8 protein-coding genes are annotated in these 12,138 nt (G+C 66.3%); 5 read left to right on the top strand and 3 right to left on the bottom strand.

Going from position 1 to position 12,138, the window contains the following annotated elements:
- The coding region (locus ACNPP0_RS18935; RefSeq protein ID WP_448706701.1) for an alcohol dehydrogenase catalytic domain-containing protein at positions 1–572 on the bottom strand (572 nt) is incomplete at its 3' end.
- 29 nt (positions 573–601) lie between these two features.
- Positions 602–1,330 carry a FadR/GntR family transcriptional regulator gene (locus tag ACNPP0_RS18930; protein ID WP_332612379.1) on the bottom strand — a complete coding sequence of 243 codons (729 nt, stop codon included), beginning with the start codon at positions 1,328–1,330 and terminating at the stop codon, positions 602–604.
- Positions 1,331–1,512: 182 nt separating this feature from the next.
- Between ACNPP0_RS18930 and iaaH the strand changes: the two genes are divergently transcribed.
- The gene (iaaH, locus tag ACNPP0_RS18925) at positions 1,513–2,991 is read left to right on the top strand and encodes an indoleacetamide hydrolase (RefSeq protein ID WP_448706700.1); all 1,479 of its coding nucleotides are present in this window, start codon (positions 1,513–1,515) and stop codon (positions 2,989–2,991) included.
- 26 nt (positions 2,992–3,017) lie between these two features.
- Here iaaH and metH read toward each other — a convergent pair whose 3' ends face one another.
- Positions 3,018–6,791, bottom strand: coding sequence for a methionine synthase (gene metH, locus ACNPP0_RS18920; RefSeq protein WP_448706699.1), 3,774 nt, complete (start codon positions 6,789–6,791; stop codon positions 3,018–3,020).
- A gap of 459 nt (positions 6,792–7,250) precedes the next feature.
- Between metH and ACNPP0_RS18915 the strand changes: the two genes are divergently transcribed.
- The 4 genes from ACNPP0_RS18915 (at position 7,251) to thiD (ending at position 12,087) form a co-directional block, all read left to right on the top strand.
- Positions 7,251–9,290: a TonB-dependent receptor gene (locus tag ACNPP0_RS18915; protein WP_448706698.1), complete on the top strand. Its 2,040-nt coding sequence runs from the start codon at positions 7,251–7,253 to the stop codon at positions 9,288–9,290.
- Between the two features lie 52 nt (positions 9,291–9,342).
- A complete protein-coding gene (locus tag ACNPP0_RS18910; RefSeq protein ID WP_448706697.1) occupies positions 9,343–10,275 on the top strand; it encodes a cobalamin-binding protein in 933 nt (310 codons plus the stop codon).
- 163 nt (positions 10,276–10,438) lie between these two features.
- The gene (locus tag ACNPP0_RS18905; RefSeq protein ID WP_332612388.1) at positions 10,439–11,248 is read left to right on the top strand and encodes a thiazole synthase; all 810 of its coding nucleotides are present in this window, start codon (positions 10,439–10,441) and stop codon (positions 11,246–11,248) included.
- Positions 11,245–12,087 (top strand): bifunctional hydroxymethylpyrimidine kinase/phosphomethylpyrimidine kinase, encoded by an 843-nt coding sequence (gene thiD, locus ACNPP0_RS18900; RefSeq protein WP_332612389.1) that lies wholly within the window; start codon positions 11,245–11,247, stop codon positions 12,085–12,087. The genes ACNPP0_RS18905 and thiD overlap by 4 nt, the downstream gene beginning before the upstream one ends.
- The last annotated feature ends 51 nt before the right edge of the window (positions 12,088–12,138 follow it).

The raw sequence follows: 12,138 nt of genomic DNA, 5'->3' as shown, positions 1-12,138 counted from the left end.
CCCCCCCGCGCCGCCATCAGGATGAGCGCGCCGATGGGGCCGGCGCCCACCACCATCACCGACTTGCCCAGCAGGCCGCCGGCGCTGCGCACCGCGTGCACCCCCACGGCCAGGGGCTCGCCGAAGGCCGCCAGTTCGAATGACAGGCTATCCGGCACGGGCAGGCATTGCGCGTCCTGCACCACAACTTGTTCGCGCATGGCGCCCTGCATGTGCGGATAGCGGCTGGCGCTACCGAAAAAATGCACTGCGTCGCAATGGTTGGAATCGCCTTGGCGGCAGTAGCGGCACACGCCGCAGGTGCGCGCCGGGTCCAGCGCCACGCGGTCGCCCGGTTTCACTGTGGTAACGGCGGCGCCCACCTCCAGCACCTGGCCCGAGGCCTCGTGGCCCGGCGTCAACGGCTCGCGGATGACAAAGTCGCCCACCCTGCCATGACGGTAGTAATGCAGGTCCGACCCGCAGATGCCAACGGCCTTGATGGCCACGCGCACCTGCGTCGCGCCCAGCGCTTCAGGCGCCTGTACGTCCAGACGCAGATCCTGTGCACCATGAATTGCGCAATTCAACATGCTGGTGTGCCCCTATATGACGGGATGCGCTATCGCCACCCCTGGGCGAATTCGCCGATGACGCGTTCCAGGTGCGCACGCATCGCCAGCCTGGCCGCCTGCGCGTCGCGCGCAACCAGCGCGCTGAAAATCTGCTGATGGTCTTGCTGCGATGCCTGGCGCAAATCCTGCGAATGGAAGTGCTGTTCCATCTTTTCCCAGATCGGCCCTTGGGCCTGGTCCCACATCGACGTTACCGTCGCCAGCAACACGCTATTGCCGGTGGACTGCGCGATGTAAAGGTGAAAGCGCCGGTCGGCCTCTTGGTTGGCCGCCTTATCCGTCATCTGCTCACGCATGGTGGTCAGCGCCTCGAAGATGCGGTCCAGGTCGGCATCGGTGCGGGTTGTGGCGGCCAGTGCCGCCACCTCGGACTCGATCAGGCAACGCGCCCGCAGCAGTTCAAACGGCCCGGCCCCCGCTTCCTGCGCGGGCGGCAGGCGCGCCACGCCGGGCTTAGGTTCGCAGACATAAATGCCGGAACCGCCCCGCACTTCCACCACGCCTTGCAGTTCCAGCGCGATGATGGCTTCGCGCAGCGCGGTGCGGCTGACGTCAAAGCGTTCAGCCAGCGCGCGTTCGGCCGGCAGCCGCTTGCCGACGGCAAATTCGCCCTGGGCGACCAGGGCGTGGATTTGCGCCGCCAGCCGCACATAGGCGCGGTCGGGCGCCGGCTTGCTGGCCGGCTCTGCGGGTTTGGGAATCAGTTGCAGCGTCATGGCATATTAAAGTGGTCTGACCAAATAATATTTGGTTCACCAATCTTCGGCATCATGGTTTACCAGTATCCGACTGGTGAACCAGAAGACCCAGCCGGCCAGCGTAGCGGCCGCGCTCGACAGGTCCGGCAGGTAACGGTATAGATGGCGGTTCCATCAACCGTGCATAAGGGAACCGCGCCATGTCCGATTCATCCAAGCAGCCCACGTCCGCGCCGCCCTTGCCCCACGCCCACGGCGACGACGTGCTGGCTTCCCTGACCGTCGGCCAGGCCGCCGCCCTGATCCGCGAGGGCCGTTTGTCCAGCGAAGCGCTGACCCAGGCCAGCCTGACCCGCATCGACGCCCACGCCGCGTTGAACGCCTTCATTACCGTGGACCACCAGGGCGCCCTGGCCCAGGCCCGCGCCTACGACGCGCAGCCGCACGGCGGTCCGCTGGGCGGCGTGCCCATCGCCATCAAAGACAACATCCACGTTGCCGGCCTGCCCAACACCGCCGGCACGCCCGCGCTGAAATCGTTCCGCCCGGCAAAAGACGCACCGGTGGTGCAGCGGCTGCGCGCGGCGGGCGCGGTCATCGTTGGCAAGACCAACATGCATGAACTGGCGTTTGGCGTGTCGGGCTACAACACCGCGTTTCCCGGCCCGTTGGGAGACGGCACGCGCAACGCCTATGACAGCAGCCGCATCGCAGGCGGTTCGTCGTCGGGTAGCGGCGCGGCGGTGGGCGCGCGCCTGACGCCGGCGGCCATGGGCACCGACACGGGCGCATCGGTGCGACTGCCGGCCTCGGTAAACGGCGCTGTCGGATTCCGGCCGTCGGTGGGGCGCTATGACGGCGCCGGCATCACGCCCATTTCACACACCCGCGACACCCCGGGTCCCATTGCCAACAGCATGGACGACATCGTGCTGCTGGACGCGGTGCTGGCCGATGACACCGCGCCGCTTGCGCCGCTTGATGCAAAAAGCGTGCGCCTGGGCCTGGCCAGCTATTTCTGGAACGACCTGGAAGCCCAGGTGCGCGACGTCACCCACGCCGCGCTGCAAAAGCTGCGCGACGCGGGCGTGCAGTTGGTGGAGATCGACATGCCCGAGCTGCCTGCCGCCAACGCCGCGGTCGGCATGCCGCTATGCCTGTATGAACAAAAGCCGGACCTGACCGACTACCTGCAACGCTACGACACGGGCGTGAGCTTTGACGAGGTGGTGGCGCAGATTTCCAGTCCCGACGTCAAAGGCATTTTTGAAGGCTTGATCGTGCCCGGCGTCTTGCCCACGCCCGACGGCCAGGTGCTGGCGCTGCAACCCTTGTACGAGCGTGTCATCTCGCACCAGCGCGATGAACTCATCGACGTCTATCGCCGCGCGTTCGCAGAACACCAGCTAAACGGCCTGCTGTTTCCCACGCTGCCGATCCTGCCGCTGCCCGCTACGCCGCAGGCCAGCAGCTTCGAAGCGTTCAGCCGCCTGGCCCGCAACGTGGACCCGGGCAGCAACGCCGGCCTGCCGGGCCTGAGCGTGCCGGCCGGGCGGTCAAAAGAAGGCTTGCCCGTGGGTTTGGAAATAGACGGGCTGCCAGGCGAAGACCGCGCGGTGCTGGCGATTGGGCTGACCCTTGAACGCGTCCTGGGCCGCATCGCCCCGCCGGGGCGATAAGCGGCTGTCCGGCCCAGGCCGGCGCATCACCCCAGGTTTGGCGCCAGTGTGCGCTTCAGGTCTTCAATGCCGCGGCCGCTGCGTTTGGCGTAGTCTTCAAGCTGGTCTTCGCCGATCACGCCCACGTTGAAGTACTGCGATTGCGGGTGGCTGAAGTAGAAGCCCGACACGCTGGACGCCGGGTACATGGCGTAGCTGTCGGTCAGCATCATGCCGATGTCGGCGCCGTCCAGCACGCGGAACATATCGGTCTTGACGACGTGTTCCGGGCACGCCGGGTAGCCGGGCGCGGGGCGGATGCCCACGTACTTTTCGGCAATCATGTCTTCGTTGGACAGGGCCTCGTCGGCCGCGTAGCCCCACAGGTCCTGGCGCACGCGGGCATGCAGGCATTCGGCGAAGCCTTCGGCCAGGCGGTCCGCCAGCGACTTCAACATGATGCTGGAATAGTCATCCAGCGCCTTCTCGAATTCCGCTTCCTTTTTCTCGATGCCGATGCCCGCCGTGACGGCGAACATGCCGATGTAGTCCATCTTGCCCGAGGACTTGGGCGCAATGAAATCCGCCAGCGACTTGTTGCTGACGCCCTCGCGCTTGGCGCCCTGCTGGCGCAGGTTGCGATACGTGAACAGCACTTCGCTGCGCGTTTCGTCCTTGTAGATTTCGATGTCTTCGTCGTTGACGCTGTTGGCCGGGTAGAAGCCCACCACGCCGTTGGCGGTCAGCCAGCGGCCTTCGACGATGCGCTTCATCATGGCCAGGCCATCGGCATAGACCTTGCGCGCCTGCTCGCCCACGACCTTGTCGTCAAGAATGGCGGGGAACGGGCCGAACAGGCTCCACGTCTGGAAGAACGGGCCCCAGTCCACGTACTTCACGATCTCGGCCAGGTCGTAGCTTTTGAACGTGCGACGGCCGATGAACTTGGGGCGCGGCGGCGTGTAGCTGTCCCAGTCGATGACGGGACGCGAGGCGCGGGCGTCGGCCAGCGGCAAGATCGGCGTGGCCTTGCGGTTGGCGTGGCGGCGGCGCACTTCCTCGTATTCCTGGGCCAGTTCGGCCAGGTACGTTTCAGACTGGTCCGACATCAGGTTGGTGGCCACGCCCACCGAGCGGCTGGCGTCGGGCACATAGATGACCGGGCCTTCGTAGTTGGGCGCGATCTTCACGGCCGTATGCACGCGGCTGGTGGTCGCCCCGCCGATCATCAGCGGCAGCTTGCGGCTGCGGAAGTATTCGTCGCGCTGCATTTCGCTGGCCACGTAGGCCATCTCTTCCAGGCTGGGCGTGATCAGGCCGGACAAGCCGACGATGTCGGCGTTTTCTTCCTTGGCCTTTTCCAGGATCTGCGCGCAGGGCACCATCACGCCCATGTTCACGACTTCGAAGTTATTGCACTGCAAGACCACCGACACGATGTTCTTGCCGATGTCGTGCACATCGCCCTTGACGGTGGCGATGACGATCTTGCCCTTGGCGCGCACGTCGCCGCCGGCTGCCGCGATCTGGCGCTTTTCTTCTTCGATGAAGGGAATCAAATGGGCCACGGCTTGCTTCATGACGCGGGCCGACTTCACCACTTGCGGCAGGAACATCTTGCCTTCGCCAAACAGGTCGCCCACGACGTTCATGCCGTCCATGAGCGGGCCTTCGATGACTTCGATGGGGCGGCCGCCGCGGTCGAAGATCTTCTGGCGCACCTCTTCGGTGTCTTCCACGATGAAGGTGGTGATGCCGTGCACCAGCGCGTGCGCCAGGCGTTGTTCGACGTCGGCCTTGCGCCACGTCAGGTCTTCTTCGCGCTTGGCGCCGGAACCCTTCACGCTGTCGGCAAACTGCACCAGGCGTTCGGTGGGCGTGCGTTCGTCGGACGGGTCCGTCTTGCCGACGGGGTCGGGGCGGTCCAGCACCACGTCTTCGACCAGGTCGCGCAGCTTGGGGTCCAGGTCGGCGTACACGCCCAGCTGGCCGGCATTGACGATGCCCATCGTCATGCCTTCCTTGACCGCGTAATACAGGAATACGGTGTGGATGGCTTCGCGCATCGGCTCGTTGCCACGGAACGAGAAGCTGACGTTGGACACGCCGCCCGAGATTCGGGCGTGGGGCAGGTTTTCGCGGATCCAGCGGGTGCCTTCGATGAAGTCCACCGCGTAGTGGTTGTGTTCGTCGATGCCGGTGGCGACCGCGAAAACGTTCGGGTCGAAAATGATGTCTTCGGGAGGGAAGCCTTCTTCCTCGACCAGGATCTTGTACGCGCGGCCGCAGATTTCCTTGCGGCGCTCCAGCGTGTCGGCCTGGCCCAGTTCGTCAAAGGCCATGACGACCACGGCCGCGCCGTAGCGGCGGCACAGGCGCGCGTGATGGCGGAAGGGCTCGATCCCTTCCTTCATGGAAATGGAGTTGACCACCGCCTTGCCCTGCACGCATTTCAGGCCGGTTTCGATGACTTCCCATTTCGAGCTGTCGATCATGACCGGCACGCGCGCGATGTCGGGCTCGGATGCGATCAGGTTCAGGAAGCGGTGCATGCAGGCCACCGAATCCAGCATGGCCTCATCCATGTTGATGTCGATGATCTGCGCGCCGTTCTCGACCTGCTGGCGCGCCACGGCCAGCGCCTCGTCGTACTTTTCTTCGCGGATCAGGCGGGCAAACATCTTGCTGCCCGTCACGTTGGTGCGTTCGCCGACGTTGACGTACAGCGTGTCTTCGTCGATGTTCAGGGCTTCCAGGCCGGACAGGCGCGTCTTGACGGGAATGTCCGGCACGACGCGCGGCGTCAGCGCCGTGACCTTGTCGGCGATGGCGCGGATGTGGTCGGGCGTGGTGCCGCAACAGCCGCCGGACATGTTGACCAGCCCGGCGCGGGCAAATTCTTCCAGCAGCGCGGACGTGTCGGCGGGCGTTTCGTCAAAGCCGGTTTCAGCCATGGGGTTGGGCAGGCCGGCGTTGGGGTACACGCAGACGTAGGTGTCGCAGATCTTGGACAGCTCGGCCACATACGGGCGCATCAACGCCGCGCCCAGCGCACAGTTCAGGCCGATGGTGATGGGGCGCGCATGGCGCACCGAGTTCCAGAAGGCTTCAACGGTCTGACCCGACAAAATGCGGCCGGACGCGTCCGTGACCGTGCCCGAGATCATGACGGGCAGACGGATGCCGCGCGCTTCGAACACTTCTTCGGTGGCGAAGATGGCGGCCTTGGCGTTCAGCGTGTCGAAAATGGTTTCGATCAGGACGATGTCGATGCCGCCGTCCAGCAGGCCGTTCAACTGTTCTATATAGGCGACGCGCAATTCGTCGAAGGTGACGTTGCGCGCGCCGGGGTCGTTGACGTCGGGCGAGATCGACGCGGTCTTGGGCTGCGGGCCCAGGGCGCCGGCCACGAAGCGCGGCTTGTCCGGCGTGCTGTAGGCGTCACAGGCCTGGCGCGCCAATTGCGCGGAAACCAGGTTCAGTTCGTAGGCCAGTTCCGGCAGGTCGTAATCACCCTGCGCGATGGTGGTGGCGCCGAAGGTGTTGGTTTCGATGACGTCGGCGCCCGCTTCCAGGTATTGCCGATGGATCTCGGAGATGACATCGGGACGCACCAGCGACAACAGCTCGTTGTTGCCCTTGACGTCTTTGCCGTGGGCCGCGAAACGCTCGCCCCGGAAGTCGGCTTCACCCAGCTTGTAGCGCTGGATCATGGTGCCCATGGCGCCGTCCAGGATCAGGATGCGCTTGCCCAGCAGGCGGGCGAATTCGCCACCCTGGGTATAGGCTTCGGGCGGGTACGGCAGGCGGGGATACGACACGGGCAGGTCCAGATAAAGTTGGCCAACAGCGGCGCGGATGTGGCTAAAAAGCGAAAAACGCCGAAAAAACAAGCCCTGATCGTAACAAAACGGGGTCTCTCGCGCCCTCGGGTGATACAGTTTCGGCCCCGAACCGGTGCTTTCGGCGCATCAGGCTGGCAAGAACACAACACTTGCCTGTCCGCGTGCGAAAGATAAACGGGAAACAGGAAGACGCCCGCCCGGGCCGCCACGCCGCCTTGCCGCACAGCAGGCGGCCGGCAAGCCCCGCGTCCAGCCTGTGCTGCCCCCGCAACGGTCCCCATGCGCTTTTCAAGCCATGGCAGCCCGATACCGGCCAGTTCGCTCGTCAGGAAGTCCAGCGCCGCCGCGCCCGCTTTGCCGGGCTTGCCGTGGCGCGCGGACGTCCTCCCATCGTGATTGGCCTGCGGGGTCGCGGGTCGCATCGAGGTTATGTAGATGAAAGCCCGCTCTATCCGGCGTTACGCCGGCGCCCTGCTCTGTTCCGCTCCGGCCATCGCCGCCGCCCAGCAAGCTGCCACCTCCGAACTCGACCCGGTCATCGTGACCGCCCAGCGCGTGCCGACCGACGGCCGCACGCTGCCAATATCGATTTCGGTGATCACCGCGCAGGACATCGCCGCCAGCAGCGCGCGCACCATGCAGGACCTGCTGTCGACCCAGGCCGGCATCAACCTGATCAATACCGGCAGCTCCAGCGACAACGCGATTGTCGACCTGCGCGGTTTTGGCATCACGGGCGCCAGCAACACGCTGATCATGATCGACGGCGTCAAGCAGAACACCAATGATCTGTCGGCCCCCAGCCTGGGCGTGGTGCCGCTGGACCAGGTGGAACGCATTGAAATCGTGCGCGGCAGCGGCTCGGTGCAATACGGCGGCGGCACGACCGGCGGCGTGATCAACATCATCACCCGGTCTGATTTCTCGAAAGAACCGGTCACCGCCCGCGCCACCGCCACGTTCGGCAGCTATGGCCTGCGCCAATACGACGCGGCCGTCGCCATGAACAACCAGAAGGTGGGCGTTGACGCCTACCTGCAATCGCTGCACACCGACGGCTACCGCGACCACAGCGGCGAGCGCCGCGAAGGTGGCGGCGGCGGCATCACGCTGCGCCACGACAACGGCTCGATCCGCCTGTACGGCCGCACCACCACGCAAAAACTGGAATTGCCCGGCCCGCGCCTGATCAGCCCGTCGACCGGCGTGAACGAATTCCAGGACGACCCGCGCGGCTCGAAGAACGATGTGGACTTCGTCAAGACCACGTCCACCACCTTCGGCCTGCAAGTAGAGCAGGCCATTGGCGTGGGCACCTTGTACGCCGATCTGTCCACCCGCGAAAAGAAGCTGAACGGCCTGACGTATGACGGCTTTGGCGACACGTGGCGCGACCAGAAGCTGGAAGAGAACATCGCCAGCGTGCGCTATCGCCTGCCGATCACCGGCGGCCACAGCCTGGTGTTCGGCGCCGACGCGCAGGAATCCAAGACCACCGCCGACCAGAACGCCTACTACGACTTCGAACCGTCCAAGTGGCAGTCGCGCCAGCATCAGTACGGCCTGTTCGCCGAAGGCTTGTTCCGCGCCACCGACAGCACCACGGTCACGGCCGGCGTGCGCCGCCAGTACGCGTCCGACGACCTGGAAGTGCTGAGCGGTTCGGGCACCCCGTCGGATCGCAGCAACCACCTGACCGCGTGGCAGCTGGGGGTGCGCCAGGACCTGTCCGCCGGCTTCGGCCTGTACGGCAAGGTCGGCCGCAGCTTCCGCCTGCCCAACGCCGACGAACTGCTGTCGGTGCAAAGCCCGCTGGCCCCGCAAACGTCCACCGACAAGGAAATCGGCGTGACGTGGCAAGGCGCCGCCAGCAGCGCCCGCCTGTCGTACTTCCGCTATGACCTGACCAACGAAATCCAGTACAACCCGCTGGCCGACGGCATGTGGGGCCCGGGCACCGGCGCCAATACCAACCTGGACCCGACCCGCCGCCAAGGCATCGAACTGGAAGGCCGCACCGCCGTGTCCAGCAGCGTCACGCTGGATGCCAACCTGACCTGGATGGAAGCGCAATTCCGCTCGGGCAACTACGCGGGCGTGGACCTGGCCGGCAAGACCGTGCCGCTGGCGCCCAAGTGGCTGGCCAACGCCGGCGTGACGTGGCGCCCGACCGATGCCTTCCTGTGGAACGTGTCGGCGCAGTATGTGGGCAAGTCGCGCATGGACAACGACCAGGCCAACCAGTTCGACAAGGAACTGGACGCCTACGTGCTGTTCAACACGAAGGTCGCGTACAAGTTCACGCGCAACATCGAAGGCGCCATCGGTGTGAACAACATCTTTGACCGTCAGTACGCCACGTACGGCATACGCGGCGGCAATGCGTCGTTCGAAATGCTGGGCCCCGTCGCGAACTACAACCTGTACCCGGCGCCGGGCCGCAATTTCTACGCATCGCTCACGATGCGCTATTGATGGCGGACATCCGATATAGTCGGCGTTCTTCGCTGCCTCTATCGGCTTTTGCATGAGCTTTGCACGCGCGCTTTCCCGCATCGCCCTGGGGCTGTTCCTTGCCCCGGGCGCGTTGCCGGCCCTGCCCCTGGCCCTGGCCCTTGCGGTGGGCGCGGCAAGCGCGAACGCGGCCGACGCCATCCACACGCACGACGACAAGGGCCGCGCAGTCTCGCTGGCCGCGCCCGCGCGCCGCGCCGTCACGCTGGCGCCGCACGCCACGGAACTGGTCTACGCCGCCGGCGCGGGCGACTATCTGGCCGCCACCATACGCGGCAGCGATTACCCCCCCGCCGCGCGCCGCGTGCCCATCATCGGCGACGGCACGCAGCCGGATGCGGAACGCGTGGCAGCCGTGCGCCCCGACCTGCTGATTGCCTGGCAGCCCGCCGCGGCGCAGCCGCTGGTGCACGTCATGGACAAGCTGGGCGTGCCCGTTTTCTACAGCGACCCCTTGACCCTGGCCGCCATTCCCGACGCCGTTGAGCGCATGGGCGTGCTGTTCGGCACCGAGGCGCATGCGCGGCCCGCCGCCCAGCAATTGCGCCAGCGCCTGGCCGCGCTGACGTCGCGCTACGCCGGACGCCGCCCGGTGCGCGTCCTCATCCAGGCCGGGCTGGACCCGATCTACACCCTGAACAACAGCAGCATCGTGGGCGACGCGCTGCGCGTCTGCGGCGGCGTGAACGTGTTCGGCCAGGCGCCCGTGGTGGCGCCGCAGGTCACGCTGGAAAACGTGCTGGCGGCACGGCCCGAGGCGGTGGTGGCCGGCGTCAGCCGCCCGGAAGACACCGCCCGCAACCTGGCCGCCTGGCAGGCGCTGGGGCTGCCGGCCGCGCGCCTGGGGCACGTGTATGGCGTGGATGCCGACGCCCTGTACCGGCCGGGTCCGCGCCTGATCGACGCCGCCGAAGCCCTTTGCGCCGACCTGGACCGCCTGCGCTGATCCGGCCCTGGCGGTTGATGCATGCCGCATTCCTTGAAAAACGGAACGGGGCTTCCCACCTTGTTGCGCATCCGGCGCGACATCGTGCTTTATCATTCGCGAAAGCCTTTCAGTCAGCCTCCCGCGGGTATCGCTGCGCGCACCCGCCCTTTGAAACACCGCCATGACCACACAAGACACTCTCACCATCGCCGGGCGCGCCTATTCGTCGCGCCTGCTCGTCGGCACCGGCAAGTACAAGGACTTCGAGCAGACCCGCGCGGCGCTGGACGCCAGCGGCACGGAAATCGTCACCGTCGCCATCCGCCGCACCAACATCGGCCAGAACGCCGGTGAACCGAACCTGCTGGACTACGTCCCGCCGTCAAAATTCACGCTTCTGCCCAACACGGCCGGCTGCTACAGCGCCGACGACGCCGTGCGCACGCTGCGCCTGGCGCGCGAGCTGCTGGACGGCCATGACCTGGTCAAGCTGGAAGTGCTGGGCGACCCGCACACGCTGTTCCCCAACATGCCCGAAACCCTGAAGGCCACCAAGACGCTGGTCGACGACGGCTTCAAGGTCATGGTCTATTGCACCGACGACCCCATCCAGTGCCGCATGCTGGAAGACATGGGCGCCGTGGCGGTAATGCCGCTGGCATCCCTGATCGGCTCGGGCATGGGCATCCTGAACCCCTGGAACCTGCGCCTGATCATCGACCAGGCCCGCGTGCCGGTCGTGGTGGACGCCGGCGTGGGCACCGCCTCGGATGCCGCCATCGCCATGGAACTGGGCTGCGACGCCGTGCTGATGAACACCGCCATCGCCGCCGCGCGCGACCCGATCCTGATGGCCAGCGCCATGAAGAAGGGCGTGGAAGCCGGCCGCGAGGCCTTCCTGGCCGGCCGCATGCCCAAGAAGCTGTACAGCGGCGCTCCCAGCTCGCCCACTGAAGGGCTGATCACCGGCGGCCCGGGCGCGCAGAAATGAGCTCGCGCCAACAGGACGGCAACGCCCGTCCCATTCCCAACGCGTTGACCATCGCGGGCGTCGACCCCTCCGGCGGGGCCGGCATCCTGGCCGACGTGAAGGCCATGAGCGCGCTGGGCGCGTACGGTTGCGCCGTCATCGCGGCGTTGACGGCGCAGAACACCCAGGGCGTTACCGGCATTTCGGCCGTGCCGCCTGCCTTCGTGGGCTTGCAGATCGACACGCTGTTCACCGACGTGCGCATCGACGCCGTCAAGATCGGCATGCTGGGCCAGTATCCGGTGATTGAAATGGTGGCCGAAAAGCTGGCCAAGTGGACTCCGGCGCACGTGGTGCTGGACCCGGTCATGGTCGCAAAAAGCGGCGACCTGCTGCTGGAGAACGATGCCGTGGGCGCCATGCGCGAGGCGCTGCTGCCGCAGTGCACGATGCTGACGCCCAACCTGCCCGAAGCCGGTGTGCTGCTGGAAGAACGGCCGGTGGAAACCGTCAAGGAAATGCGGCGCGTGGCCGAACGCCTGCGCAACAAGCTGGCGCACTCCGGCGAACGCTGGGTGCTGGTCAAGGGCGGCCACCTGCCCGGCAACGAAACCATCGACCTGCTGCACGACGGCGACCGCATGATCGAACTGCCCGGCCACCGCATCGACACCGCCAACACCCACGGCACGGGCTGCACCTTGTCGGCCGCGCTGGCGGCCTTGCTGCCCCAAATCGGGGACGTACCAGAGGCCGCACGCCGCGCCAAGGCCTACCTGACGGAAGCCATCCGCCATGCCGAACGGCTGTCGGTAGGATCGGGCCACGGGCCGGTCCACCACTTTCACGCCTGGTGGTAGCAGGCCCGGCGCCCCACCCTGCAAGCGGGGGTTGCGGAATATCGGGGCGGG

It is taken from the genome of Achromobacter semiaridum (genome assembly GCF_053543755.1).
The sequence above is the reverse complement of the archived record's forward strand: the minus strand, read 5'-3'. Positions and strand labels throughout refer to the sequence as shown.

Coding starts and splice junctions, on each gene's coding strand:
- ACNPP0_RS18930 (WP_332612379.1), bottom strand. CDS start 1,330: ATGACGCTGCAACTGATTCCCAAACCCGCAGAGCCGGCCAGCAAGCCG.
- iaaH (WP_448706700.1), top strand. CDS start 1,513: ATGTCCGATTCATCCAAGCAGCCCACGTCCGCGCCGCCCTTGCCCCAC.
- ACNPP0_RS18915 (WP_448706698.1), top strand. CDS start 7,251: ATGAAAGCCCGCTCTATCCGGCGTTACGCCGGCGCCCTGCTCTGTTCC.
- ACNPP0_RS18910 (WP_448706697.1), top strand. CDS start 9,343: ATGAGCTTTGCACGCGCGCTTTCCCGCATCGCCCTGGGGCTGTTCCTT.
- ACNPP0_RS18905 (WP_332612388.1), top strand. CDS start 10,439: ATGACCACACAAGACACTCTCACCATCGCCGGGCGCGCCTATTCGTCG.
- thiD (WP_332612389.1), top strand. CDS start 11,245: ATGAGCTCGCGCCAACAGGACGGCAACGCCCGTCCCATTCCCAACGCG.